The organism is Streptococcus sp. GMD5S (assembly GCF_000298715.2).
Classification (GTDB): Bacteria; Bacillota; Bacilli; order Lactobacillales; family Streptococcaceae; genus Streptococcus.
Map to the genome: position 1 here is coordinate 77578 of NZ_AJRG02000003.1, position 25140 is coordinate 102717.

The 25140-nt window shown below is 41.8% G+C and carries 25 protein-coding genes; 18 read left to right on the plus strand and 7 right to left on the minus strand.

Translation table 11 applies throughout. From position 1 onward, the window contains the following. The first annotated feature begins 56 nt into the window (after positions 1–56). The 5 genes from GMD5S_RS0202580 (at position 57) to GMD5S_RS0202600 (ending at position 8757) form a co-directional block, all read left to right on the plus strand. On the plus strand, positions 57–4568 hold the full coding sequence (locus GMD5S_RS0202580; RefSeq protein ID WP_001081927.1) for a S8 family serine peptidase: 4512 nt from the start codon (positions 57–59) through the stop codon (positions 4566–4568). 316 nt (positions 4569–4884) lie between these two features. After that, positions 4885–5256 (plus strand): GFA family protein, encoded by a 372-nt coding sequence (locus GMD5S_RS0202585; protein ID WP_000912016.1) that lies wholly within the window; start codon positions 4885–4887, stop codon positions 5254–5256. Positions 5257–5291: 35 nt separating this feature from the next. Continuing rightward, the gene (gene glyQ / locus GMD5S_RS0202590; RefSeq protein WP_000038733.1) at positions 5292–6209 is read left to right on the plus strand and encodes a glycine--tRNA ligase subunit alpha; all 918 of its coding nucleotides are present in this window, start codon (positions 5292–5294) and stop codon (positions 6207–6209) included. Positions 6210–6420: 211 nt separating this feature from the next. Further along, on the plus strand, positions 6421–8457 hold the full coding sequence (gene glyS / locus GMD5S_RS0202595) for a glycine--tRNA ligase subunit beta (RefSeq protein WP_000164745.1): 2037 nt from the start codon (positions 6421–6423) through the stop codon (positions 8455–8457). Positions 8458–8499: 42 nt separating this feature from the next. Then, positions 8500–8757, plus strand: a complete 258-nt coding sequence (locus GMD5S_RS0202600) for a DUF896 family protein (RefSeq protein ID WP_000371300.1) — start codon at positions 8500–8502, stop codon at positions 8755–8757. A gap of 84 nt (positions 8758–8841) precedes the next feature. Here GMD5S_RS0202600 and GMD5S_RS0202605 read toward each other — a convergent pair whose 3' ends face one another. Genes GMD5S_RS0202605 through GMD5S_RS0202615 form a run of 3 tightly spaced genes read right to left on the minus strand, consistent with a single transcriptional unit; the run spans position 8842 to position 11654 of the window. Further along, a complete protein-coding gene (locus GMD5S_RS0202605; RefSeq protein ID WP_000673675.1) occupies positions 8842–10083 on the minus strand; it encodes an NAD(P)H-dependent oxidoreductase in 1242 nt (413 codons plus the stop codon). Between the two features lie 17 nt (positions 10084–10100). After that, positions 10101–10706 (minus strand): NADPH-dependent FMN reductase, encoded by a 606-nt coding sequence (locus tag GMD5S_RS0202610; RefSeq protein WP_000915931.1) that lies wholly within the window; start codon positions 10704–10706, stop codon positions 10101–10103. Positions 10707–10724: 18 nt separating this feature from the next. Then, a complete protein-coding gene (locus tag GMD5S_RS0202615; RefSeq protein ID WP_025171822.1) occupies positions 10725–11654 on the minus strand; it encodes an FAD:protein FMN transferase in 930 nt (309 codons plus the stop codon). 307 nt (positions 11655–11961) lie between these two features. Here GMD5S_RS0202615 and nox point away from each other — a divergent pair, with 307 nt between their 5' ends. The 3 genes from nox (at position 11962) to pdxT (ending at position 15102) form a co-directional block, all read left to right on the plus strand. Next, on the plus strand, positions 11962–13341 hold the full coding sequence (gene nox, locus GMD5S_RS0202620; protein WP_000036762.1) for a H2O-forming NADH oxidase: 1380 nt from the start codon (positions 11962–11964) through the stop codon (positions 13339–13341). A 303-nt stretch (positions 13342–13644) separates the two neighbouring features. Beyond that, positions 13645–14520 (plus strand): pyridoxal 5'-phosphate synthase lyase subunit PdxS, encoded by an 876-nt coding sequence (pdxS, locus tag GMD5S_RS0202630; RefSeq protein WP_000138527.1) that lies wholly within the window; start codon positions 13645–13647, stop codon positions 14518–14520. Continuing rightward, complete coding sequence (pdxT, locus tag GMD5S_RS0202635) at positions 14521–15102, plus strand: pyridoxal 5'-phosphate synthase glutaminase subunit PdxT (protein WP_000689966.1); 582 nt, start codon at positions 14521–14523, stop codon at positions 15100–15102. 19 nt (positions 15103–15121) lie between these two features. Here pdxT and trhA read toward each other — a convergent pair whose 3' ends face one another. After that, a complete protein-coding gene (trhA, locus tag GMD5S_RS0202640; RefSeq protein ID WP_001097972.1) occupies positions 15122–15769 on the minus strand; it encodes a PAQR family membrane homeostasis protein TrhA in 648 nt (215 codons plus the stop codon). Next, the gene (locus GMD5S_RS0202645; protein ID WP_001087580.1) at positions 15766–16212 is read right to left on the minus strand and encodes a DUF1836 domain-containing protein; all 447 of its coding nucleotides are present in this window, start codon (positions 16210–16212) and stop codon (positions 15766–15768) included. Before GMD5S_RS0202645 ends, trhA begins: the two co-directional genes overlap by 4 nt. A gap of 134 nt (positions 16213–16346) precedes the next feature. Here GMD5S_RS0202645 and GMD5S_RS0202650 point away from each other — a divergent pair, with 134 nt between their 5' ends. From GMD5S_RS0202650 to trxB, 7 genes are all read left to right on the plus strand, one after another. After that, the gene (locus GMD5S_RS0202650) at positions 16347–16841 is read left to right on the plus strand and encodes a GNAT family N-acetyltransferase (protein ID WP_000405848.1); all 495 of its coding nucleotides are present in this window, start codon (positions 16347–16349) and stop codon (positions 16839–16841) included. Beyond that, positions 16838–17353 carry a methylated-DNA--[protein]-cysteine S-methyltransferase gene (locus GMD5S_RS0202655; RefSeq protein WP_000812481.1) on the plus strand — a complete coding sequence of 172 codons (516 nt, stop codon included), beginning with the start codon at positions 16838–16840 and terminating at the stop codon, positions 17351–17353. The genes GMD5S_RS0202650 and GMD5S_RS0202655 overlap by 4 nt, the downstream gene beginning before the upstream one ends. Before the next feature lie 12 nt (positions 17354–17365). Then, positions 17366–17722 (plus strand): arsenate reductase family protein, encoded by a 357-nt coding sequence (locus GMD5S_RS0202660; protein ID WP_000889079.1) that lies wholly within the window; start codon positions 17366–17368, stop codon positions 17720–17722. 156 nt (positions 17723–17878) lie between these two features. Then, positions 17879–18679, plus strand: coding sequence for an amino acid ABC transporter permease (locus GMD5S_RS0202665; protein WP_000219156.1), 801 nt, complete (start codon positions 17879–17881; stop codon positions 18677–18679). Next, on the plus strand, positions 18679–19422 hold the full coding sequence (locus GMD5S_RS0202670; RefSeq protein ID WP_000590995.1) for an amino acid ABC transporter ATP-binding protein: 744 nt from the start codon (positions 18679–18681) through the stop codon (positions 19420–19422). The genes GMD5S_RS0202665 and GMD5S_RS0202670 overlap by 1 nt, the downstream gene beginning before the upstream one ends. A gap of 77 nt (positions 19423–19499) precedes the next feature. Then, positions 19500–19724 carry a DUF4059 family protein gene (locus GMD5S_RS0202675; protein WP_000924294.1) on the plus strand — a complete coding sequence of 75 codons (225 nt, stop codon included), beginning with the start codon at positions 19500–19502 and terminating at the stop codon, positions 19722–19724. A 65-nt stretch (positions 19725–19789) separates the two neighbouring features. Then, the gene (gene trxB, locus GMD5S_RS0202680; RefSeq protein ID WP_000272343.1) at positions 19790–20701 is read left to right on the plus strand and encodes a thioredoxin-disulfide reductase; all 912 of its coding nucleotides are present in this window, start codon (positions 19790–19792) and stop codon (positions 20699–20701) included. 36 nt (positions 20702–20737) lie between these two features. Here trxB and rlmB read toward each other — a convergent pair whose 3' ends face one another. Beyond that, positions 20738–21466: a 23S rRNA (guanosine(2251)-2'-O)-methyltransferase RlmB gene (gene rlmB / locus GMD5S_RS0202685; protein ID WP_000855737.1), complete on the minus strand. Its 729-nt coding sequence runs from the start codon at positions 21464–21466 to the stop codon at positions 20738–20740. Between the two features lie 44 nt (positions 21467–21510). Continuing rightward, the gene (gene def / locus GMD5S_RS0202690) at positions 21511–22122 is read right to left on the minus strand and encodes a peptide deformylase (RefSeq protein WP_001272959.1); all 612 of its coding nucleotides are present in this window, start codon (positions 22120–22122) and stop codon (positions 21511–21513) included. 155 nt (positions 22123–22277) lie between these two features. Between def and GMD5S_RS10455 the strand changes: the two genes are divergently transcribed. Genes GMD5S_RS10455 through GMD5S_RS0202705 form a run of 3 tightly spaced genes read left to right on the plus strand, consistent with a single transcriptional unit; the run spans position 22278 to position 25085 of the window. Continuing rightward, positions 22278–23597, plus strand: coding sequence for a CapA family protein (locus tag GMD5S_RS10455; protein ID WP_000415553.1), 1320 nt, complete (start codon positions 22278–22280; stop codon positions 23595–23597). 23 nt (positions 23598–23620) lie between these two features. After that, positions 23621–24448: a Cof-type HAD-IIB family hydrolase gene (locus GMD5S_RS0202700; protein ID WP_000152922.1), complete on the plus strand. Its 828-nt coding sequence runs from the start codon at positions 23621–23623 to the stop codon at positions 24446–24448. 1 nt (position 24449) lies between these two features. Next, positions 24450–25085 carry an SGNH/GDSL hydrolase family protein gene (locus tag GMD5S_RS0202705; RefSeq protein WP_000290638.1) on the plus strand — a complete coding sequence of 212 codons (636 nt, stop codon included), beginning with the start codon at positions 24450–24452 and terminating at the stop codon, positions 25083–25085. Positions 25086–25140: the final 55 nt, after the last annotated feature.

Genomic DNA, 25140 nt, shown 5'->3' on the forward strand with positions numbered 1-25140 from the left:
AATTTATACCTATTTGCGCTATAATAGGTATACTTTAAAGAAAAAGGAGATTATGTATGAATAGACGACAACGTTTTTCATTACGGAAATACAAATTTGGTCTTGCTTCAGTTTTATTGGGAACTGCTTTGGTTTTTGGAGCAAGTCAAGTCAGTGCCAATGAGCAGAGTACAGGTGAAAATCAAGCTCAAACTCAGGAAATTAAGACAGAGCTAAAATACGATAAACACTCAAACTCTGCGACTGACCAAACCAATAATAATGTGATAGCTCCAGTAGTTGGAGAGAAACAAGAAGCTGAAACTTCTAAAGAGGATGCTAGTAAACAAGATGCTAAGGTAGAAGCTTCGGTTGATAAAACTGCTGAAGCCCAAGAATCAGGAAAAGATAGCGCAGTTGCAAAAGAAGTAGACCAAGGTGTCGTTCAAAAAGAAACAACAGTCGCTACCAGTCCAGCGCCTGCTACTGAGAAGGCTTCTAACATAGAGAACAAAGAGGCTCAAGCAACGACAGCTCCTAAAACTACTGGAGAAACAGCAACTACTGAAAAAGAACAAGAAAAAGCTGAGTCTGCAAAACCCAATAGTCTTTCAAGTAATGATATCATCACAGTACCGAAAACTTGGAAGGCTGGTTACAAGGGAACAGGGACCGTTGTTGCCATTATTGACTCTGGACTTGATTTGAATCATGAGGTACTTCGAATTTCGGATCCGTCAAAAGCAAAATTTAAAAACAAGGAAGCCATTGAAGCAGCTAAAAAGGCTGCTGGAATCGACTACGGTAAATGGTATAGTGATAAGGTTGTCTATGCCTATGACTACTTTGACGGAACAGATAAAATCAAAGAAGCAGAAAGAACTTCTCATGGGATGCACGTAACAGGGATTGCAGCTGGAAACCCTGATAAAGAGGCACCAAATGGTGAAAAGGTCTATGGTGTGGCGCCTGAAGCCCAAGTCATGTTTATGCGTGTCTTTTCAGATCGCCAAAAAACGACCAGTTCTGCCCTTTATGTAAAGGCGATTGATGATGCAGTGGCCTTGGGAGCAGATGCCATTAATATGAGTTTGGGATCTAGCACTGGTTCTATGGTGGATGCTGGTTCTGATATTGTGGATGCCATCAAACGGGCTCGTGCCAAGGGAGTTTCTGTTCTTATCTCAGCAGGAAATAGTAATACATTCGGAAATGGTTATTCAAAACCACTAGCTGAAAACCCAGACTATGGCTTGGTTGGAAATCCATCCACTGTTGAGGATTCGATTTCAGTTGCTTCTGTCAACAATAAAACATTGACAACAGCCGTTTTTGAAGTTAAAGGTCTAGAGGGAAATGCCGGCCTTCATAACGGAAAATTTGATTATAATCAACCTGAAGCAGATAAGGACTTTGAAAAAGGAAAAGAGTACGAATACGTCGAAGCAGGCTTAGGTCGTGAAGAAGACTTTGCGAAGTTGGATTTAACTGGGAAACTTGCCCTCATTCAGCGTGGAGCCATGAACTTTTCAGAGAAGATCAAAAATGCACGAAAACACGGTGCAGTTGGTGCTTTGATCTACAATAATGTAGAGGGCGCAAACATCAATATGGCTATTGATGATGAAGCAAAGAAAATTCCTTCTGTATTTATTTCTAAACAGTATGGTGAAGCCTTAAAATCAGGAAACTACAAGATTGTTTTTAATGACAAGATGGATAATCGCCCATCCGATGTAGCCAATCAGCTATCTGACTTTTCAAGTTGGGGAGTGACTACCGATGGACAATTGAAACCGGACGTGACAGCTCCTGGCGGCAATATTTACTCATCCTTTAATGACAATACCTACGGTAGTATCAGCGGAACCAGTATGGCGGCTCCTCACGTTACGGGTGTTGCAGTTCTGGTTAAGGAATACCTTCAAAAACACCATCCAGAATTGACTCCTGAGCAAGTATCAGAGACTGTCAAGGCCTTGATCATGTCAACTGCAAAACCACATGTTAATAAGGACACAGGCACTTATACCTCTCCTCGTCAGCAAGGTTCTGGTATTGTGGATACAGCTGCTGCAGTTTCAACCGACCTCTATGTAACAGGTGAAAATGGTTATCCAAGCGTGACTTTAGGAAATGTTGGAGATCAATTTACTTTCAAGGTTACTGTACACAACATTTCAGATACTGACCGTACTCTCAAGATGGTAGTGAATACCAATACAGACGAAGTCCAAGATGGAAAATTCACCCTTCGACCTCGAAGACTAACGGAGACAGTCTGGCCTGAAGTGACAGTCAAAGCCCACAGCAGTCAAACAGTCACTGTTAAAGTGGATGCTCGAAAATTTGCTGCTGAACTCAGCAAACAAATGCCAAATGGCTATTTCCTTGAAGGGTTTGTTAGATTTGTAGATCCAGCAGATGATGGGGATATTGTGAGTCTTGCATTTATGGGCTTCCGAGGAGAATTCCAAAATCTCCATGCTGTCGAAAAACCAATTTACAATCTTGTCCGAGAAGGGAAAAATGGATTTTACACGGAAGTAGACAAAGAAAATCCCGCCGTTAACTACTCTAATGATGCTACCTATCTAGCTACCTTGCAAAATGACCTTCTAGTGTCTAAAGGTCAACGCCAAGGACGCCGAATTACCGTTCTTGGAATCGAACAAAATGCTGAAGGTAAGCATGTTCTTCAGTTGGACGAAAAAGGGAATGTCCGTATTGCCATTTCTCCAAATGATGATGGAAACAAAGACCTAGTTGAATACAAAACGGTTGCTTTGAGAAATCTTGTAAATCTTCGGGCTACAGTTTATGCGGCTACGGATACCAAGCATGAACATCCTATTTGGGAGGGCGATGCAAAGGATCTTCGCAAGAATTACTTTGATGGAGACAGTAGAAATCTGAAGAGTTATATTCTAGATAATACCGCTTGGAGAGGTCAGGATTTTGATGGCAATACTGTTGCAGATGGTTTATATGACTATGTTATCAGTTATACACCAGACGTTCCAGGAGCTAAAGAACAACACACAACCTTTAAAATTCAGATTGATACTCAAAAACCTGTCATCACAAGTGGTTATATTCGCTTTAAAGATGGAAACCAAGAATTCGTAGCTCGTAAACCAAAAGATGTGGGTCAAGGCGGTATCCTTTCAGAAAAAGTCTTCTACCTGACACCATTTGACCAGAAAGGGACCATGGTTCTATCTGAGAAAGACCAGTCTGGAACTCGTGCGCTTGAGAACACCCATCTGATTAAGGCCAATGCTGACGGTAGTTATACACTTCCTAAGGATGTTGATAAGGCTAATATTTACTATCTTGTTGAGGACTATGCAGGAAATGTAGACTATATCTCACTTGCCGAACTTGTCCGCGATCAAAATAGTGGTCGAGTGAAAATTGCCTTGAAGGATGCAAAAACAAACCAGGATATTGATACCCTCTACGTCTATCGAATCAAAAATAGCAAGGGACAATATGTTGATGTTGACAAGACAAAAGCGATTCATTTCTTACAGTTTGGTCATTATACAGCAGAAATTTTCAGTTATGACCGAACAGAATTGAAATTTATCAGTGCCTTATCCCAAGAGTTTGACTTGACGGAAGAAAATAGTTTCCAAACCATTACCTTCCTAGCAAATCTCTTAGAATATGCACCGGTATCTGTTTCCTTTAACCAAGCAGTTCCAAAGACGACTACAGTAGTTCTGAAAGGTGAAGATGGGACAAGTATCACTCTTCCTGCTGAAAAATATGGTCAATACGCCTTTGGTAAGAAAGTTGCTACAGGTCGTTATACTGTACAAGTCGCCTTACCAACTGGATACGAACTCCTTGAAGATCTCGTTTCCTTGCTCGTTCAGCCAGGTCGAAATAATGCTTTGCGTCTATCTGTTGTGTCTAAGTTGGCCTTGATTGCTGCGGTAAATCAACAAAAAGAACTGGTAGAAACGTCTCGCTACTTTAATAGTAGTGCAGATAAGAGAAAAACTTATGACCAAGCTTTCCAAGTTGCGCAGTCAGCCTTGTCAAGCAAGTTGAAACAAGAATTGATTGATGGCGTTCTCGCTAGTCTTGAAGCTGCTGGTAAAGCTTTGGATGGAAAAGATTCGAACGTTACAGCCTTGAAAGAAGCTATGAAAGCTTACTATGCAACGACTAAAACTGGACGATATGCGAATGCCAAGGAAAAAGTACGTCGAGCTTATGATCGTGCCTTCCAAGAAATTGCCTTACTAGCTGTAGATCCTAAAGTCAAACAGGATCAAATTGACCAATCTCTCATTGCCCTAGCAACAGCTAAAAGTAAACTGAATGGCAAGGCTACAGACTTCTCTAGTCTAAAGAAACTGGTCAAAGATGAACGCCTTTTCCAAGAAAAGAACGCGAGATTTATCTATGCTGACAAGAAAGAAAAAGCAGCTTATCTTTTAACTTTTAAAGAGGCACAGGAACTCCTTAAAGATCCAGGAGCGAGCCAAGAAGATGTCAAAGATGCCATTACAGCCTTGAAACAAGCCAAGAGAAATCTACATGGCAAAAAACCAAAAGCGAAAAGACATCCTTAAATAGGACTTTCTGAAGCTTTACTATTAAATGAGTCTGGAACTTTGTTTTCAGACTCATTTTTGGTTTACACTAGCTAGAAAATCTGCTATAATACTAGCTAGGAAAGAAAGTCTTATGGCGTTCTTCAGCGATCTTGGGGTAGTGGGAGCCAAGTAGAACAAGGTAAGAAACTGGCGCTTTCTGTCGTATTTTTAAAAACAATGAAGTAATAAATTAGGGTGGAACCGCGTTTTTGACGCCCCTAGTCGCAAGGCTTGGGTGTTGAAATTCGGTTCTTTTTGAATTTCGTCTAATGCCTAAGTAGAAAGGAGCATAATGCTTAAAGGATCTTGTTTATGCAAAGCAGTGACCTACACTTTAGATGAGGAATTGTCGGAATTAGTTTTTTGCCACTGCTCATTCTGTCGGAAAGCAACTGCGTCTGCCTATACAGTGAATGCCAAAGTTAGCAGTAAAAACCTAGTATTGCATGGAAAAGAACAGTTGGTTACCTATAGTTCATCTCCAGGAAAACAACGCTATTACTGCCAGAACTGTCATAGTCAAATTTTCACTGCTCAAGAAAATATACCAGAAATCTGTGCTTTAAAATTAGGTACAATAGACGAATGCGATCAGAATTTACAAACTGTTCCCAAACGTCATATTTTTCAGGATCCAGCTTTTTCTTGGTTGCTTGATGAATAAATCTAAAAAGATAATATAAATTAAAGGAGTAAACAATGTCTAAGAAATTAACATTTCAAGAAATTATTTTGACTTTGCAACAATTTTGGAATGACCAAGGTTGTATGCTTATGCAGGCTTATGACAATGAAAAAGGTGCAGGTACAATGAGTCCTTACACTTTCCTTCGTGCTATCGGACCTGAGCCATGGAATGCGGCTTATGTAGAGCCATCACGTCGTCCTGCTGACGGTCGTTACGGGGAAAACCCTAATCGTCTTTACCAACACCACCAATTCCAAGTGGTTATGAAGCCTTCTCCATCAAATATTCAGGAACTTTACCTTGAGTCTTTGGAAAAATTGGGTATCAATCCATTGGAACATGATATCCGCTTCGTTGAAGATAACTGGGAAAATCCATCGACTGGTTCAGCTGGTCTCGGTTGGGAAGTTTGGCTTGATGGGATGGAAATCACTCAGTTCACTTATTTCCAACAAGTTGGTGGATTGGCAACAGGTCCTGTGACTGCGGAAGTTACCTATGGTTTGGAGCGTTTGGCTTCTTATATCCAAGAGGTTGACTCTGTCTATGATATTGAGTGGGCCGATGGTGTAAAATACGGAGAAATCTTTATCCAGCCTGAGTACGAGCATTCAAAATATTCATTTGAAATTTCGGACCAAGAAATGTTGCTGGAAAACTTTGATAAGTTTGAAAAGGAAGCTGGTCGTGCCTTGGAAGAGGGATTGGTTCACCCTGCCTATGACTATGTTCTCAAATGTTCACACACCTTTAATCTGCTTGATGCGCGTGGTGCCGTATCTGTAACCGAGCGCGCAGGCTATATCGCTCGAATCCGTAACCTTGCCCGTGTCGTAGCCAAAACCTTTGTCGCAGAACGCAAACGCCTAGGCTACCCACTTTTGGATGAAGCAACACGAGCTAAACTCCTAGCAGAAGACGCAGAATAAAGAGAGTGACAGTTTACGAAAATGGGCGAACAGAGTGAGCCTTGAGCCAGTTGCCGTAGTGATGAAGGTATCCTTAGCGAAGCTAAGGATACTAGGCAAAATTGGAGACTTTCGGCTCCAATTTTAGCAATGAAACAACGAAGTTGGTTGCTTGCGTGCCAATCACATAAGGCAAACTGGAAAATAAAAAGATACTTTTCGGAGAAAAAATATGACAAAAAACTTATTAGTAGAACTCGGTCTTGAAGAGTTACCAGCCTACGTAGTAACTCCAAGCGAAAAACAACTAGGTGAAAAAATGGCAGCCTTCCTCAAAGAAAATCGTCTTTCCTTTGAAGCTATTCAAACCTTCTCAACACCACGCCGTTTGGCTGTTCGTGTGACTGGTCTTGCAGACAAACAGTCTGATTTGACAGAAGATTTCAAGGGTCCAGCAAAGAAAATCGCCTTGGATAGTGATGGAAACTTCACCAAAGCAGCTCAAGGATTTGTCCGTGGAAAAGGCTTGACAGTTGAAGATATTGAATTCCGTGAAATCAAGGGTGAAGAATATGTCTATGTTACCAAGGAAGAAGTGGGTCAAGCAGTTGAAGCTATTGTTCCAGGTGTAGTAGACGTCTTGAAGTCACTGACATTCCCTGTCAGCATGCACTGGGCTAACAACACTTTTGAATATATCCGCCCTGTACACACTTTGACAGTTCTTTTAGATGATGAAGAGTTTGATTTGGATTTCCTTGATATCAAGGGCGGTCGTGTGAGCCGTGGTCATCGTTTCTTAGGACAAGAAACCAAGATTCAGTCAGCATTAAGCTACGAAGAAGACCTTCGTGAACAGTTTGTAATCGCGGATCCTCGTGAACGTGAGCAAATGATTGTTGACCAAATCAAGGCAATCGAAGCTGAACATGGTGTACGTATCGAAATTGATGCTGACTTACTGAACGAAGTCTTGAACTTGGTTGAATACCCAACTGCCTTTATGGGAAGTTTTGATGCCAAATACCTTGAAGTGCCTGAAGAAGTCTTGGTGACTTCAATGAAAGAACACCAACGTTACTTTGTTGTTCGTGATCAAGACGGTAAACTCTTACCAAACTTCATTTCAGTTCGTAACGGAAACGCAGAGCATTTGGAAAATGTCATCAAGGGAAATGAAAAAGTCTTGGTAGCCCGCTTGGAGGACGGAGAATTCTTCTGGCGTGAAGACCAAAAATTGGTCATTTCTGACCTTGTTGAAAAATTAAACAACGTCACTTTCCATGAAAAGATTGGTTCTCTTCGTGAACATATGATTCGTACGGGACAGATTGCCATTCTCTTGGCAGAAAAAGCTGGTTTGTCAGTGGATGAAACAGTTGACCTAGCTCGTGCAGCAGCCATTTACAAGTTTGACTTGTTGACGGGTATGGTTGGTGAGTTTGATGAACTCCAAGGTATTATGGGTGAGAAATATGCACTTCTTGCTGGGGAAACTCCAGCAGTTGCGGCTGCTATTCGTGAACACTACATGCCTACATCAGCCGAAGGCGAACTTCCAGAGAGCAAGGTCGGAGCCATTCTAGCCATTGCAGACAAATTGGATACGATTTTGAGTTTCTTCTCAGTAGGCTTGATTCCATCGGGTTCTAATGACCCTTATGCCCTTCGTCGTGCGACGCAAGGTGTGGTTCGTATCTTGGATGCTTTTGGTTGGCACATTGCTATGGATGAGCTGATTGATAGCCTTTATAATTTGAAATTCGACAGCTTGACTTATGAAAATAAAGCAGAGGTTATGGACTTTATCAAGGCTCGCGTTGATAAGATGATGGGTTCTACTTCAAAAGATATCAAGGAAGCAGTTCTCGCAGGTTCAAACTTTGTTGTGGCAGATATGCTAGAAGCAGCAAGTGCTCTTGTCGAAGCAAGCAAGAAAGAAGACTTCAAACCATCTGTCGAATCCCTCTCACGTGCTTTCAACTTGGCTGAAAAAGTCGAAGGAACTGATACTGTTGATCCTGCTCTCTTAGAAAATGAAGAAGAGAAAGCCTTGGCAGAAGCCGTAGAATCACTCGTCTTGTCAGGAACTGCAAGCCAGCAATTAGAACAACTCTTTGCGCTTAGCCCAGTTATTGACGCTTTCTTTGAAAATACCATGGTAATGGCTGAAGATCAGACTGTTCGACAAAATCGTTTGGCAATCTTGTCGCAATTAACCAAGAAAGCAGCTAAACTTGCACGTTTCAACCAAATCAATACTAAATAAAATCTGGTAAACGGATTAAATCTTATCATAAAGGAGAGAAACATGGATCCTAAAAAAATTGATCGCATTAACGAGCTTGCCAAAAAGAAAAAAACAGAAGGCTTAACTTCTGCTGAAAAAGTGGAACAAGCTAAACTTCGTGAGGAGTACATCGAAGGTTATCGTCGTTCTGTTCGTCACCACATCGAGGGAATCAAAATTGTGGACGAGGAAGGCAATGACGTCACACCAGAAAAACTACGCCAAGTACAACGTGAAAAAGGTTTGCACGGCCGTAGTATAGATGATCCTAACTCATAAAATGAAAGGGGTTTGTAGATGATCTACAAAACCCTTTTTTGTTATTAATAAAAAAGAAGGAGCCACTAGGCTCCTTTTGATTTCTTAGTTGCTTGCGCCAGAAGTAGCGTCAGCGCCTCCATGACCTCCGCCGTCAGGAGTATCAGAAGCACCAGAAGTAGCATCTGCGTCTCCATGACCTCCAGCAGCAGGAGCGAATGGGCCACTACCACCTACCAAACGTTGACCAGTTTCTTGTAGGTACCAGTCAAGCCATGGTTGGAAGTTAAAGACGATTTCATTGATACCAGCGTATGATCCGTCAGGATAGTACATCGCTTGGTAGTTGTGGGTGTTGATGACACCTGCAGGAGAACCTGGAACGATCGTGCGGACGTATTCTTGGTTTCCGTTGCGAAGTGTTCCGATAACCCACTCTACGTTCTTCATACGTGCTGGTGGAAGAGAACCATGAACAGTTGACATACGGCTACCTGATTGAGGTGGTACACGTTTAGCAAACATGGTGTCTGGATCTTGGTGAGCGTTGTTGTAGTAGAGGAATTGGTTGTTGTCGTCAGCGTATGTCAATTCAAATGGCATAGCTTTCAAGAACATATCGATTTGGTTAACGGTCAAGATACCGTGGTCCAGTTTGACATAGGTATCACCAGAAACAGCGCCAGTGATTGCTGCAACTTTTTCTACCCATTCTGGATCGTCAGGATCAACTTCTGTAATGGTTGTAGCAATTGGTTTTCCACAATCCAAGTCTTCTGGTTCGATTGGTTTTGGTTTTTTCAATTTCGAAACGACTCCTACGTATTTTACAAAGTTATCTAAGCAAGTTTCAAGGAATTTAACAGTTCCTTCGTTGGTGATGTTTCCATTGTTATCAAAAGCTTCCTTAGCTTTACCAAGAAGGAATTCGTTACCTGGAAGCGTGTAGGCATTGACACCTGGAGCATCAAGGATTTTACGAAGGTGAACTTGGGCACGTGATGTTCCTTGGTCATAGTATGATGCACCCACAATCATAACAGGCTTGTTTTCAAATGGATGAACTTCGTATGAAAGCCATTCAAGTACAGATTTGAGTGAAGCTGAGATAGTGTGGTTGTGCTCAGGAGTGGCGATAATGACACCATCAGCACGTGTAATCTTGTTATACAAGAAACGCAATTGGAAGCTTTCGTCCCATTTTTCGTCTTGGTTAAACATTGGAACTTCGTCGATTTCAAGAACTTCTAATTCAAATTTGAATTTGAAATTGCGACGGATAAATTCCAAGAGTTTGCGGTTATATGATTGATCGTAGTTTGATCCAACAAGTCCAACAAATTTCATTCTTTCGGTCTCCTATCTTACAAATTTTCCCAGTCAAATTCTTCTGCATCTTTGCGAAGCAATTCTTGTGCATTGCGCAATTTTTCAGTAATCTTCACGAAGATACGGAAGTCATCAAAGATGGCATCCAATTTCTTGATGACGTCAAGGTCAACCAAGTCACCACTTGGGTTAAATGCTTGAAGAGAGTGTGAGAGCAAGAATTCATCTGGTAGAACATTTGCCTTAATTTCAGGAGCGTTCAAAATTTGACGAAGTTGCAATTGGGCACGAGATGAACCAAGTGTACCGTATGAAGCACCAGTAATCATGATTGGTTTGTTCAAAAGTGGGTAGATACCATAAGATAGCCAAGCAAGAGCGCTCATCAAAACTGCAGGGATAGAGTGGTCGTACTCAGGGGTACCGATGATGACACCATCGGATGCTTCAATTTTAGCTGCAATTTCAAGAATGTCAGCAGGAAGTTGCTTATCTGCTGGTTTGTTGAAAACAGGGATATCCTTGATTTCAACGAGTTCAATTTCAGCTTTATCAGCAAAGTGTTTTTGCATGTATTGGAGCAATTGGCGGTTTGTAGAACGTTTAGAGTTCGTTCCAACAATGGCAATAAGTTTTAGCATGAGATTTCCTTTCTCTTTTTACATAATACAATTTTGAAGGCCTGAAGAACAAGCAAGGCGTCCTTCTTTGTCGATGAGGATGGCTTCAATACCATCTATACTTTCGACTTGCCAGAGGATAGAAGCGCTTCGCTCTCCGAAAAGGCGTGTTGTCCATATCTCACCATCAACGGATTTATCAGAGATAATCGTTAGGCTAGCGAGATCGGTTTCGACAGGGAATCCTGTCTTACTATCAAAGATATGGTGATAGTCTTTTCCATCTACTGTCAGGTGGCGTTCATAGATACCTGAAGTGACAACGGATTTGTTAGAAGCAGGAATGGTTAGGAGATGATTGCCACGAGGATTTCGCGGATCTTGAATCCCAATCTGCCAGGCTTTCCCTTCTTTGGCTTGGTTATTCCCGATGGTGAGGATATTTCCTCCGAGATTGATCAAGGCAGAGGTGACACCGTGTGCTTTTAAATACTGGGCAACCTTATCTGCACTATAGCCCTTAGCTAAACAACCTAAATCAAGCTTCATTCCTTTCTTCTCTAAAAAGACAGTAGAGCTAGTCGGATCCAACTTGATAAAATGCGGGTCAACTAGTGGCAAGACAGCTTCGATTTCTTTAGAGTCTGGAAGCCGTGCATCTGCAAATCCGATTCGCCAGGTTTGAATCAAGGGACCAATACTGATATTTAGATGGCTAGACGGAGCTAGGCTATGCTCCAGTCCAAGAGCAATCAGTTCAAACAGGTCAGGATGAACCTTAACAGGTGCGATTCCAGCTTGGTAGTTGATTTCCATCAGTTCGGATTCTTGACTGTTGGCGTTAAAGCGGTATTCGAGTTCCTTGAGCAAATCAAAGGCTCCTTGAAGTAGGCAATCAGCCTGTTCACCTACTAATGAAATCGTAATCGTTGTTCCCATTAGCCGTTCAGAACGTGAATGAAGAGGCAAGCTACCAGCTCCTTTCTCTTTATAGGAAATCATTCAATATAAGGTCGTTAAAGAAAAATTAAACCCCTTACATTTTCTTTCCATGTATCTAGCATATCATAAAGTCAGCGTTTTCACAAATGAATTTTGACAAAAAGTCAAGAAATATGCTCAAAACTAATATGAAAGCGATAGAAAAATTGGATTTATCAATGTTAAGTGTATTTTTTTCTGAAAAAAAGAGAATTCTGAGCAAATATCTTGTAAACGCTAACAGTAAATGATATACTAGAAAGGTAAATCAAAAATTAAAGGTAGGAATTTTTCTATGAGTAAAATCGTTGTAGTTGGTGCTAACCACGCTGGTACAGCTTGTATTAATACGATGTTGGACAACTTCGGACATGAGAACGAAATCGTAGTATTTGACCAAAACTCAAATATTTCATTCCTTGGTTGTGGAATGGCGCTTTGGATCGGGGAACAAATTGATGGCCCAGAAGGTCTCTTCTACTCTGATAAAGAAAAATTGGAAGCAAAAGGTGCTAAAGTTTACATGAACTCACCAGTTCTTTCAATTGACTACGATAACAAAGTTGTGACTGCAGAAGTTGAAGGTAAAGAACACAAAGAGTCTTATGATAAATTGATCTTTGCAACTGGTTCAACTCCAATCTTGCCTCCAATCGAAGGTGTTGAAATCGTTAAGGGTAACCGCGAATTCAAAGCGACTCTTGAAAATGTACAATTTGTTAAATTGTACCAAAACGCTGAAGAAGTTATTGAAAAACTTGAAGACAAGAGCAAACACCTTGAGCGCATTGCCGTTGTTGGTGGTGGTTACATCGGTGTAGAACTTGCTGAAGCTTTCGAGCGTCTTGGAAAAGAAGTAGTGCTTGTAGATATTGTAGACACTGTCTTGAACGGCTACTATGACAAAGACTTTACTCAAATGATGGCGAAGAACTTGGAAGACCACAACATTCGCTTGGCTCTTGGTCAAACAGTTAAAGCCATCCAAGGTGATGGAAAAGTTGAACGCTTGGTAACAGACAAAGAAACATTTGATGTGGATATGGTGGTTCTTGCTGTTGGCTTCCGTCCAAACACAGCTCTTGCTGACGGTAAGATTGAACTCTTCCGTAACGGTGCTTTCCTTGTAGATAAGAAACAAGAAACATCTATCCCAGGTGTATACGCTGTTGGTGACTGTGCAACTGTTTATGACAATGCTCGTAAAGATACAAGCTACATCGCTCTTGCATCTAATGCTGTACGTACTGGTATCGTTGGTGCTTATAACGCTTGTGGTCATGAATTGGAAGGAATCGGAGTTCAAGGATCAAACGGTATTTCTATCTACGGTCTTCACATGGTTTCGACTGGTTTGACTCTTGAAAAAGCCAAGGCTGCAGGCTATAATGCAACTGAAACTGGCTTTAACGATCTTCAAAAACCAGAATTTATCAAACATGACAACCACGAAGTTGCCATCAAGATTGTCTTTGACAAAGACAGCCGCGAAATCCTTGGTGCGCAAATGGTTTCACACGATTCTGCTATCAGCATGGGAATCCACATGTTCTCACTTGCTATCCAAGAGCATGTAACCATTGATAAATTGGCTTTGACAGACCTATTCTTCTTGCCACATTTCAACAAACCATACAATTACATCACAATGGCTGCACTTACAGCTGAAAAATAACAATAGCTGAGCTATCTGGCCTTAAGTTAAGGTCAGATAGTTTTTTAGTTATACTCTTCGAAAATCAAATTCAAACCACGTCAGCTTCGCCTTACCGTATATATGTTACTGACTTCGTCAGTTCTATCTACAACCTCAAAGCAGTGCTTTGAGCAACCTGCGGCTAGCTTCCTAGTTTGCTCTTTGATTTTCATTGAGTGTCAATCTGTACCCACACAATTATCCTTTTTCTATCTTGTACTTCATTCTAATCTGGCTTAAAATGAAATGGTAGCTACCAATACAAATGATGAGGATTAAGAAATGACTGAAAATCGTTATGAACTAAATAAAAACTTGGCACAGATGCTCAAAGGTGGGGTTATCATGGACGTTCAGAACCCTGAACAGGCTCGTATCGCAGAGGCTGCTGGTGCGGCAGCTGTTATGGCCTTGGAGCGAATTCCAGCTGATATTCGTGCAGCTGGTGGGGTTTCCCGTATGAGTGATCCAAAGATGATTAAGGAAATCCAAGAAGCGGTCAGCATTCCAGTGATGGCCAAGGTTAGAATTGGGCATTTTGTTGAAGCTCAGATTTTAGAGGCTATTGAGATTGACTATATCGATGAGAGTGAAGTGCTGTCTCCAGCAGACGACCGTTTCCATGTGGACAAGAAGGAATTCCAAGTTCCTTTTGTCTGTGGAGCTAAGGACTTGGGTGAAGCCTTGCGTCGTATCGCTGAAGGAGCTTCCATGATTCGGACAAAAGGAGAACCGGGTACAGGAGACATCGTTCAAGCCGTTCGTCATATGCGCATGATGAATCAAGAAATACGCCGTATTCAAAATCTACGCGAAGATGAACTCTATGTCGCAGCAAAAGAACTCCAGGTTCCTGTTGAATTGGTCCAATACGTTCATGAACATGGAAAATTGCCAGTTGTAAACTTCGCAGCTGGAGGTGTGGCAACGCCAGCAGATGCTGCGCTGATGATGCAACTGGGGGCAGAGGGTGTTTTTGTTGGTTCAGGTATTTTCAAGTCAGGAGATCCTGTTAAACGAGCAAGTGCTATTGTTAAGGCCGTAACCAACTACAAAAATCCTCAAATTCTAGCTCAAATCTCTGAAGATCTAGGGGAAGCCATGGTTGGTATCAATGAGAATGAAATCAAAATTCTTATGGCAGAGCGAGGAAAATAGATGAAAATCGGAATATTAGCCCTGCAGGGTGCCTTTGAAGAACATGCTAAAGTGCTAGAAAAGTTAGGTGTTGTTAGTGTTGAAATCAGAAATTTAGACGATTTTCAACAGCATCAGAGTGACTTGGTGGGTTTGATATTACCTGGCGGTGAGTCTACAACCATGGGCAAGCTCTTGCGTGACCAACAGATGTTGCTTCCCATCCGAGAAGCTATTTTATCTGGCCTTCCAGTTTTTGGTACTTGCGCAGGCTTGATTTTGCTGGCTAAGGAAATCACTTCTCAGGAAGAAAGTCATCTAGCGACTATGGACATAGTAGCTGAGCGCAATGCCTATGGGCGGCAACTAGGAAGTTTTTATACAGAGGCAGAATGTAAGGGAGTCGGTCAGATTTTCATGACCTTTATCCGTGGTCCGATTATCAGCAGTGTTGGAGAGGGTGTGGAAGTTTTAGCAACAGTTGATGATCAAATCGTTGCAGCCCAAGAAAAAAATATGCTGGTAACTTCTTTTCATCCAGAATTGACAGATGATGCTCGCTTGCACCAGTATTTTATCAATATGTGTAAAGAAAAAAGTTGAGAAAAGATTCTCAACTTTTTTACATGTAATAAACAATGGCGATGTATTGGAGTGCAGATGCCGCTAGGATAAAGAGATGCCAAATCATGTGGAAATAAGGTTTTTTCTTAGCGTAAAATCCAGCTCCAACTGTATAACAGAGTCCACCAGTTACCATAAGACTCCAGAAAATTGGCGTTGTTTGACTGATAATGGCAGGAATGATAGCCAGAACCAACCAGCCCATGATCAGGTAAAGGGCAAGGCTGAATTTCTCATTGACCTTTTTAGCAAAGATTTTATAGAGGATGCCAAAGATGGTCGTTCCCCACTGAATGGCAATAATCAGATAGCCAAACCAGTTATTCATCAAAGTCAATACGACCGGCGTATAAGAGCCTGCGATAGCCACGTAAATCATAGAATGGTCGATGATTCGCAAGACGTATTTGTGGGTCGAACCATAGGCCATAGAGTGGTAAATGGTTGACGAGAGGAACATGAGAAAGAGACTGATAACAAAAATAGAGACGCCAAAGGATGATAAAAACCCGTGTGCTTCATAACTATAGGTGGATGAAATAGGGAGTAGGATGAGCATGATAACGGCACCCACAGCATGGGTCACACTATTAGCAATTTCCTCTCCAAAACTGAGCTTTTTACTGAGTTTTAGACTGGTATTCATTGGATTTCCTCCTCTTCTTTGATAAGGATTAAGTCTAGAGTTTGATGATAGAGTTTAACCGTTTGACAGCTGGTTTGGATAATAGGGTTTTTTGGATCAATCCCATGGTTCATGTAGTCTACAAAAGCGTCGTAGAGCTGGTCTGAGCTCGATTGAGTTTGCAGAGTATTGAGGGTCTGAGCGATTTCTTGGATTGAAAAGACAGACTTGAGAGTAGTGATGGCAATCAAACGGGCAATCTGTTTGCGTTGGTATTTTTTCTTGTCTGGCTTTGTCAGGTAACCATGTTTGACATAGTTATTGACCATGGATGCTGTTAGCCCCTTGTCCTTATCTGGAGAGATAGGGGCACAGACTTGATTGACATAAAGCAAAACCTGATCCAGATAGAGGTCAATGTTCGGAATGTCTTCCCATTTTGGGTAGGAAAAGTTAGAATTCATTTCCAACTCCTTTTTATCTAGTTTTAATAACTAGATTATAAAATAATAAAAAACAAAAGTCAAGTTTCAACTGCTTGTAGAAAGTTTTAAATTATGCTATGATGAGAGAAACTAGTTAGAAATGAGGGGAAAAGATGGAGATTCGTTTAGCTTTTCCAAACGAAGTAGATGCCATTATGCAGGTGATGGAGGATGCTAAAAAGTGCTTAGCCAAGTCTGGTAGCGACCAGTGGCAAAATGGCTATCCAAATGCCGACATCATTATCGATGATATCATCTCAGGTCAAGCCTATGTGGCCTTGGAAGAAGGAGAACTACTAGCCTATGCTGCTGTGACCAAGAGTCCAGAGAAAGCCTATGAAGCCATTTATGAAGGAAGTTGGCAGGGGGGAGAATCAGAATATCTGGTCTTGCACCGTATCGCTGTGGCAGCAGATGTCCAAGGACAAGGTGTTGCTCAGACTTTCCTAGAAGGCTTGATTGAAGGTTTTGATTATCTAGATTTTCGTTCAGATACGCATGCAGAAAACAAGGTCATGCAGCATATCTTTGAAAAGCTAGGCTTCCAACAGGTTGGTAAAGTTCCAGTTGATGGGGAACGTTTGGCCTATCAGAAATTAAAAAAATGAAGCAGAATAAGTACACAAAAATGCTCTACCCGTCGCCAATTGGAACCTTATCCTTAGTTGCTGACGAGCAATATCTGTATGGAATTTGGGTACAGGACCAAACCCATTTTGAGAGGGGATTAGGGGATGAAACGATAGAAGAAGTTGCTAGCCATCCTGTATTAGAGCAAGTTATTTCCTATTTAGATACCTATTTCGAAGGCAGTGTTCAGGACCTATCTTACTTACCTTTGGCTCCTATTGGAACGGATTTTGAAAAGCGGGTCTGGGCTTATTTACAGGCCATTCCTTATGGACAAACAGTAACTTACGGACAAATAGCGGAAGACTTGCAAGTAGCTTCTGCCCAAGCGATTGGCGGAGCAGTGGGGCGTAATCCTTGGTCCATCCTCGTACCCTGTCATCGTGTGCTGGGGTCAGGCAATCGTTTGACAGGCTATGCATCGGGAGTCGAAAAGAAAGCCTGGCTCTTGCAACATGAAGGTGCAGCATTTCAAGAAAATAAAAAATAGAAAGAAAAGAAGATGTTAGAATTTATCGAATACCCAAAATGTTCAACTTGTAAGAAAGCAAAAAATGAACTAGACCAACTCGGTGTGAACTATAAAGCTGTCCACATCGTAGAAGAAACACCAAGTGAAGACGTGATTTTGGACTGGTTGGAAACTTCCGGTTTTGAAGTGAAACAATTTTTCAATACCAGCGGGATCAAATACCGCGAACTGGGCTTGAAAGATAAGGTGGGAAGTTTGTCAAAACAAGAAGCAGCCAAGCTTCTAGCCAGTGATGGTATGTTATTGAAACGTCCAATTTTGGTGGAGAATGGTGCTGTTAAACAAATCGGCTATAGAAAACCCTATGAGAACTTAGGTTTGAGATAGTTTTTATTTATCTCCTTGATAGGTAAAATATATAGCCTCCCTGTTTTAAAGTGTGATAAACTAGAAGATAGACAAAGTCTGATCAGCCCGTAGCAAATAATTTGCTTGCGAGCAGAAGTATGATAGAATGAATCATTATCAGGAGAGGATGTTTTTATGACTGTTACAACATTTTTAGCATCAGATTGGTACCAAAGTTTGATGCAATTCATTCCGGATGGTAAGCTCTTTAGTTTGCGTTCGGTCTTTGATGGAATTCCAAGGATTGTCCAACAACTGCCTACAACCTTGATGTTGACGCTTGGAGGTGCACTCTTTGGTTTGCTACTTGCCCTGATTTTTGCCATTGTTAAGATCAATCGTGTTAGGATTTTATATCCCTTGCAGGCCTTTTTCGTCAGCTTCTTAAAAGGTACCCCAATCCTAGTTCAACTTATGTTGACCTACTACGGAATTCCTTTAGCACTGAAAGCTATCAACCAACAATGGGGAACTGGTCTCAATATCAATGCGATTCCAGCAGCGCTTTTTGCGATTGTGGCCTTTGCTTTTAATGAGGCGGCTTATGCAAGTGAAACGATTCGTGCGGCCATCCTTTCTGTTAATCCAGGTGAAATTGAGGCGGCACGCAGTCTGGGGATGACTCGTGCGCAAGTATACCGTCGCGTGATTATTCCAAATGCAGCGGTGGTAGCGACACCGACTTTGATTAATTCCCTTATCGGTTTGACCAAGGGAACTTCTCTAGCCTTTAGCGCAGGTGTTGTGGAGGTCTTTGCCCAAGCTCAGATTTTAGGTGGAGCAGATTACCGCTATTTTGAGCGCTTTATCTCTGTTGCTCTCGTTTACTGGGTGGTCAATATCGGAATTGAAAGCCTCGGCCGTTTCATCGAGAGAAAAATGGCTATCTCAGCGCCGGATACAGTATCTACAGATGTGAAAGGAGACCTTCGTTAATGATTAAGATTTCGAATTTAAGCAAATCCTTTTCAGGACAGACAGTCTTGAATCATCTGAACTTGGATATTCAAAAAGGTGAGGTAGTGGCTTTGATTGGTTCATCTGGAGCTGGGAAATCAACCTTTCTTCGTAGTTTGAATTACCTTGAAACTCCAGATAGTGGAACGATTCAGATTGACAATTTTAAAGTTGATTTTTCTAAGATTAGCCAAGAAGAGATCCTAACCCTTCGTCGCAAGTTGTCTATGGTTTTCCAACAGTTTAATTTGTTTGAACGCCGAACAGCTCTTGACAATGTCAGGGAAGGTTTGGTTGTCGTTAAAAAATTATCGGACGAGGAAGCAACAAAAATCGCCAAGGAAGAGTTGGCCAAGGTTGGTCTTTCTGACCGTGAAAACCATTACCCTCGCCACTTATCAGGTGGACAAAAGCAACGGGTTGCCCTCGCGCGTGCGCTTGCTATGAAACCAGATGTCTTGCTCTTGGACGAACCAACGTCGGCACTCGACCCAGAATTGGTCGGTGAAGTAGAAAAGTCTATTGCAGATGCTGCCAAGTCAGGTCAGACCATGATTTTGGTCAGTCACGATATGTCTTTTGTAGCCCAAGTGGCAGACAAGGTTCTATTCCTAGATAAAGGGAAAATCATCGAGTCTGGTACACCGGATGAAATCATCAATCATCCGAAAGAAGAACGAACAAAAGAATTCTTCGCTAGTTACAAACGGACTTATATTTGATATAATAGAAAAAGGAAAACTCAGTTAGTTGGACTAGCTGAGTTTACTCTTTAAAAAAGATAGAAACGAGAGAGATCATGCTACTGCATCTATTTTCTTTGTATTTCGAGAGTTTGATCTTAACGACCATCCTTGTCGTGATTTTTCTGGGGATTTGGATCGGATTGAGAGCCATGTCTGGTGTGGACAAGACAGCCAAAGCTCGCCAAGCTCATCTCTATGATATGATTATGATTGGAGTTTTGGTCGTTCCGGTATTATCCTTTGCCGTCATGAGTTTGCTCTTGGTTTTCAAGGCATAATCCTTGCGTGACTAGCAAGAATGAGTTAGAATAAAGATAGTTACAACAAGAAAGAAGGAATAGAAATGTACGATACGATTATTGTCGGTGCTGGACCTGCGGGAATGACCGCTGCCTTATATGCTGCTCGAAGCAATCTGAAAGTGGCTTTGATTGAAGGTGGTCTGCCAGGAGGGCAAATGAATAACACATCTGATATTGAAAACTATCCAGGTTATGCTAATATCAGTGGACCTGAATTGGCTGAAAAGATGTTTGAACCACTTGAAAACCTTGGAGTGGAGCATCTTTATGGCTATGTTGAAAACATTGAAGACAAGGGTGACTTTAAGAAGGTAATCACTGATGATCAAGTTTACGAAACCCGTACTGTCATTGTAGCAACTGGTTCTAAACACCGTCTTTTGGGAGTTACCGGAGAAGAAGAACTGAACAGTCGAGGTGTTTCTTACTGTGCGGTCTGTGATGGAGCTTTCTTCCGTGATCAAGACTTGCTCGTAGTTGGTGGTGGAGATTCAGCGGTAGAAGAAGCTCTCTTCTTGACTCGCTTTGCCAAGTCCGTCACTATTGTTCACCGTCGAGATGAACTTCGTGCCCAAAAGGTTTTGCAAGACCGTGCTTTTGCAAATGAGAAAGTCAACTTTATCTGGGATTCTGTTGTCAAGGAAATCAAAGGTGAAAACCGAGTAGAATCTGTCGTATTTGAAAATGTAAAAACGGGTCAAGTGACAGAGCAAGCCTTCGGTGGTGTCTTTATCTATGTTGGTTTGGATCCTGTTAGCGATTTTGTTAAAGAATTGAATATTCAAGACCAGGCAGGCTGGATTGTGACAGATAACCACATGAAAACTGGAGTTGACGGTATCTTTGCGGTTGGGGATGTTCGCCAGAAAGACCTTCGCCAAGTAACAACAGCAGTTGGAGATGGGGCTATCGCTGGTCAAGAAGCCTACAAATTTATTACAGAACATAGTTAAGAAAAAAGTTTCCAATCAAGTGATTGGAAACTTTTTTTATAGTCGGTTTCGGAAAACTTCGTACATGAGAATGGCTGCAGCGACACTGGCATTGAGACTTTGAACATGCCCATTCATGGGAATAGTAATCATTTCATCGACCTGTTTTTTGATGTTGCTGGAGATGCCTTTTCCTTCATTTCCGATGATGAGGGCGATTTTCCCTTTTGTATTCCACTTGTGGCAAGGGGTACCGTTCATATCCGTTCCAAAGGTCCAGAAGCCTTCAGCCTTGAGTTTGTCTAGGGTTTGACTGAGGTTGGTCACTCGGGCAATCGGTACATGCTCAATAGCACCTGTGGCCGTTTTGGCAACGACAGGAGTCACTCCGACAGCACGGTGCTTGGGAATAATGACACCTGAAACATTGGTCGCATCAGCAGTCCTTAAGATAGAACCTAAATTATGGGGGTCAGTTAACCCGTCCAGAATCAATAGCAAAGGATTTTCTTCTTGTCGTGTTTTGGAAAGGATGTGATCCAGATCGCTATAGGCAAATTCGGACACTCGTAGAACAAAACCTTGGTGGACAGCGCCTTCAGTCATCTCAGAGAGGGATTTTTTTGAAGTCCAAGAAATGGATACCTTCTTTTCTGTAGCCAGTTCCTTGACTTTCTCAACATTCTTACCTCGAAGATCTTCTTGGAGGTAAAGTTTATTTCCAGTGTTTGCAAGGAGGGCTTCAGTAACGGCATGGACGCCATAGACAATATCATTTGTTTTCATGCATCTATTATAACACAAAACCCCGTCTTGCAACGGGATTTTCTTTATTCCAGAATCAGTAAACCATCTTTAACAGCAAATGGATCTTTTTCATTGATACGATCGTAAAACATGATTCCGTTTAGATGATCAATTTCATGTTGGACAACGATAGAGTTGTAACCTTTGAGCTTGATTCGGTGTTTTTCGCCATCCTTGTCAAAGTAATCAACAGTGACACGGGCATGACGGACAACATAGCCTGGAACGTTTCGGTCAACAGAAAGGCAACCTTCTCCTTCGCCAAGAGCAGCGTCCTGAACAGAGTGAGAGACAATTTTTGGATTGTACATAACAGCTTGCAAATCGTAGGCTTCCTGAGGAGTTTCACCTTCTTCTACAATATTTGGGACCAAAACGGCGATAATGCGTTTTGAGATATCCAGCTGGGGAGCGGCCAATCCAACTCCACCGCGGAGTCCCATCTTTTCAGCCATAACAGGATCTTGGGAATGTTTGAGGAATTGCATCATCTTTTCACCAAGGATGATTTCCTGGTCAGACAGTGGGAAAGTAACTTCCTCAGCAACTGCGCGAAGTGTCGGATTCCCCTCGCGGATAATATCGTTCATATCAATTAAGTGAGCAGCTTTTGTAATACGTTCTATTGCAGACATTTTCTCTCCTTTCATTACCTCTACATGATAACACAAAATAGGCGAGAAAGAAAGTCGCAGAAGTTCCTAAAAAATAATATAATAAACGGTATTCCTCTTTTGTCTGTGGTATAATAAAAGAAAAGACTTGCACCAAAAGACAAGGGGGAATAAAGATGGAAAAGCGACAAGATAGATGGTCTCAGGGCTCTCTTTATGGGATGTGGAGAACTAGTGTGGATTTCTTTCAGAATTATAAATCCTGGACCAATGCCCAGTTTATTATTGTGTTATTGCTTGCAGTTGCCTTATCCATGGGGGGAAACTTATTAGTTCTAGCAGTACAAGGTAGTAAGGGAACAAGCCCTGGTAGCCAAACTCTTGATTCTGCTAGTACATCTGGTCAATCCAAGGAAGATCAGTCTGGTGAAACAACGGCACGTATCATGGCAAATGGTGACCTTCTTTATCATATCCCTATCTACCGAACAGCTCTTAAAGAAGATGGGACCTATGATTTCCATGAAAATTTTGAGTATGTAAAACCCTGGCTCAAACAAGCGGATTTGGTGATTGGTGACTTTGAAGGAACGGTGAACAAGGACCACTATTTGGCAGGTTATCCTCTCTTTAATGCACCAGGAGAAGTCATGGATGCGATCAAGGATGCAGGCTACCAAGTTCTAGACTTGGCTCATAATCATATTTTGGATTCTCAAATTGAGGGAGTGGTTTCAACGGCTCAAGCTATTGAAAAGGCTGGAATGACACCCATCGGAGTCTACACGCATGAATCCCGAGACCAAGCCCCTATAGTCATAAAGGAAGTCAATGGTATCAAGGTAGCTCTCCTAGCCTATTCTTACGGTTTTAATGGCATTGAGCAGTATATCTCTCAAGAGGACTATAATCGCTATCTTTCTGATTTGAATGAAGATAAGATGAAGGCAGAAATCGAGCGTGCAGAGAAGGAGGCGGATATTACTGTCATCATGCCTCAGATGGGAATTGAGTACCAGCTAGAACCAACGGAAGAACAGAAAACACTGTACCATAAGATGATTGACTGGGGAGCAGATATTATCTTTGGAGGGCATCCTCATGTCGTTGAACCTGCTGAAACGGTTGAAAAAGATGGTGACAAAAAACTGATCATCTATTCCATGGGGAATTTCCTCTCAAATCAACGCATTGAAACCATGCAAGATGAGGAAAATGCCAAGTGGACGGAGCGCGGTGTTCTCATGGATGTGACCATTAAGAAAAAAGATGGAAAGACAAGGATTGAAGCTGCCAAAGCGCATCCTACTTGGGTCAATCGAACACCCAAAGGGATTTACTCTCCAGAAGGCTATCCGCTTTTCCTCTATCAGACCTATATCCTAGAGGACTTCATCGAGGGAGGCAGTCATCGTGACAAGTTGGACGAGGCGACCAAGGAACGAATTGACACGGCCTATAAAGAAATGAATGAACATGTAGGGTTGAAGTGGTAGGTGCTCACCCTAAAGGAGATATGATGACGATTAAATTGATTGCAACAGACATGGATGGAACCTTGCTAGACCAGAGGGGGCAGCTGGATCTGCCCCGCTTGGAAAAGATTTTAGATCAGCTGGATCAAAGGGATATCCGTTTTGTCATTGCGACAGGGAATGAAGTTCACCGTATGAGGCAATTACTAGAACACTTGGCGAGTAGAGTAGTTCTAGTCGTTGCCAATGGGGCGCGTATTTTTGAAAACAATAAACTGATTCAAGCGCAGACCTGGGATGATGCTATGGTTGACAAGGCTTTAGTTCATTTTAAAGGGAGGGAGTGTCGAGATCAGTTCGTCGTTACCAGTATGAATGGGAGTTTTGTCAAGGAAGGAACGGTTTTTACAGACCTGGAAAAATTTATGACTCCAGAGATGATTGAAAAACTTTACCAAAGGACAAATTTTGTGGATGAGCTAAACTCAGACCTCTTTGGAGGAGTTCTAAAGATGAGCATGGTCGTTGGTGAAGAACGTTCTAGTTCAGTTTTGCAGGAAATCAATGACCTCTTTGATGGTCGTGTAAGGGCTGTTTCTAGCGGTTATGGCTGTATCGATATCCTGCAGGCTGGGGTTCACAAGGCTTGGGGATTGGAAGAATTACTCAAGCGCTGGGATTTGACATCAGAACAAATTATGGCTTTTGGTGATAGCGAAAATGATGTTGAGATGTTGGAGATGGCTGGAATCGCCTATGCTATGGAAAATGCTGATGATGAGGCCAAGGCAGTTGCAACTGCCCTAGCTCCAGCTAACAGCCAGGCGGGCGTTTATCAAGTTCTAGAGAATTGGTTAGAGAAAGAGGGATAGGGTGGCAGTACAGTTATTAGAGAATTGGCTCTTAAAGGAGCAGGAAAAAATTCAAACCAAGTATCGTGAATTGAATCAAGTATCTGTTCTAGAACCAGATATGATTTTTATCGGCGATTCGATTGTAGAATACTACCCTTTGCAAGAGTTACTCGGGACTACCAAGACGATTGTTAATCGTGGCATCCGAGGTTACCAGACGAGATTGTTATTAGAGAATTTGGATGCCCATCTTTATGGTGATGCTGTCGATCAAATTGTTCTCCTAATAGGAACAAATGATATTGGAAAAGATATTCCCATGAATGATGCTTTGGATAATCTTGAGCGTGTAATCCAATCGATTGCCCGAGATTATCCGCTGTCACAAATAAAGCTCCTTTCCATTTTGCCAGTCAATGAGGGAGAAGAATACAAGCAGACAGTTTATATCCGAACCAATGAAAAGATTAGAGAATGGAATCAAGCCTATGAGGCTCTAGCATCCGCCTATATGCAGGTAGATTTTGTGCCGATTTATGATAGTTTGGCAGATTCAGAAGGGCAACTTCAATCAGCCTATACAACGGATGGCCTCCATCTAAGTGTAGCCGGTTATCAAGCATTATCAGATGCTTTGAAAACGTATCTGTTCTAAAGAATTGGCTTGATTTTGCATTTTTTTTGAAGATAGGTTATAATAGTTCTAACAT

Excerpts from the sequence above, each read along its gene's own strand:
- GMD5S_RS0202580 (WP_001081927.1), top strand. The coding sequence starts at position 57 with ATGAATAGACGACAACGTTTTTCATTACGGAAATACAAATTTGGTCTT.
- GMD5S_RS0202585 (WP_000912016.1), top strand. The coding sequence starts at position 4,885 with ATGCTTAAAGGATCTTGTTTATGCAAAGCAGTGACCTACACTTTAGAT.
- glyQ (WP_000038733.1), top strand. The coding sequence starts at position 5,292 with ATGTCTAAGAAATTAACATTTCAAGAAATTATTTTGACTTTGCAACAA.
- glyS (WP_000164745.1), top strand. The coding sequence starts at position 6,421 with ATGACAAAAAACTTATTAGTAGAACTCGGTCTTGAAGAGTTACCAGCC.
- GMD5S_RS0202600 (WP_000371300.1), top strand. The coding sequence starts at position 8,500 with ATGGATCCTAAAAAAATTGATCGCATTAACGAGCTTGCCAAAAAGAAA.
- GMD5S_RS0202605 (WP_000673675.1), bottom strand. The coding sequence starts at position 10,083 with ATGAAATTTGTTGGACTTGTTGGATCAAACTACGATCAATCATATAAC.
- GMD5S_RS0202610 (WP_000915931.1), bottom strand. The coding sequence starts at position 10,706 with ATGCTAAAACTTATTGCCATTGTTGGAACGAACTCTAAACGTTCTACA.
- nox (WP_000036762.1), top strand. The coding sequence starts at position 11,962 with ATGAGTAAAATCGTTGTAGTTGGTGCTAACCACGCTGGTACAGCTTGT.
- pdxS (WP_000138527.1), top strand. The coding sequence starts at position 13,645 with ATGACTGAAAATCGTTATGAACTAAATAAAAACTTGGCACAGATGCTC.
- pdxT (WP_000689966.1), top strand. The coding sequence starts at position 14,521 with ATGAAAATCGGAATATTAGCCCTGCAGGGTGCCTTTGAAGAACATGCT.
- trhA (WP_001097972.1), bottom strand. The coding sequence starts at position 15,769 with ATGAATACCAGTCTAAAACTCAGTAAAAAGCTCAGTTTTGGAGAGGAA.
- GMD5S_RS0202645 (WP_001087580.1), bottom strand. The coding sequence starts at position 16,212 with ATGAATTCTAACTTTTCCTACCCAAAATGGGAAGACATTCCGAACATT.
- GMD5S_RS0202650 (WP_000405848.1), top strand. The coding sequence starts at position 16,347 with ATGGAGATTCGTTTAGCTTTTCCAAACGAAGTAGATGCCATTATGCAG.
- GMD5S_RS0202655 (WP_000812481.1), top strand. The coding sequence starts at position 16,838 with ATGAAGCAGAATAAGTACACAAAAATGCTCTACCCGTCGCCAATTGGA.
- GMD5S_RS0202660 (WP_000889079.1), top strand. The coding sequence starts at position 17,366 with ATGTTAGAATTTATCGAATACCCAAAATGTTCAACTTGTAAGAAAGCA.
- GMD5S_RS0202665 (WP_000219156.1), top strand. The coding sequence starts at position 17,879 with ATGACTGTTACAACATTTTTAGCATCAGATTGGTACCAAAGTTTGATG.
- GMD5S_RS0202670 (WP_000590995.1), top strand. The coding sequence starts at position 18,679 with ATGATTAAGATTTCGAATTTAAGCAAATCCTTTTCAGGACAGACAGTC.
- GMD5S_RS0202675 (WP_000924294.1), top strand. The coding sequence starts at position 19,500 with ATGCTACTGCATCTATTTTCTTTGTATTTCGAGAGTTTGATCTTAACG.
- trxB (WP_000272343.1), top strand. The coding sequence starts at position 19,790 with ATGTACGATACGATTATTGTCGGTGCTGGACCTGCGGGAATGACCGCT.
- rlmB (WP_000855737.1), bottom strand. The coding sequence starts at position 21,466 with ATGAAAACAAATGATATTGTCTATGGCGTCCATGCCGTTACTGAAGCC.
- def (WP_001272959.1), bottom strand. The coding sequence starts at position 22,122 with ATGTCTGCAATAGAACGTATTACAAAAGCTGCTCACTTAATTGATATG.
- GMD5S_RS10455 (WP_000415553.1), top strand. The coding sequence starts at position 22,278 with ATGGAAAAGCGACAAGATAGATGGTCTCAGGGCTCTCTTTATGGGATG.
- GMD5S_RS0202700 (WP_000152922.1), top strand. The coding sequence starts at position 23,621 with ATGACGATTAAATTGATTGCAACAGACATGGATGGAACCTTGCTAGAC.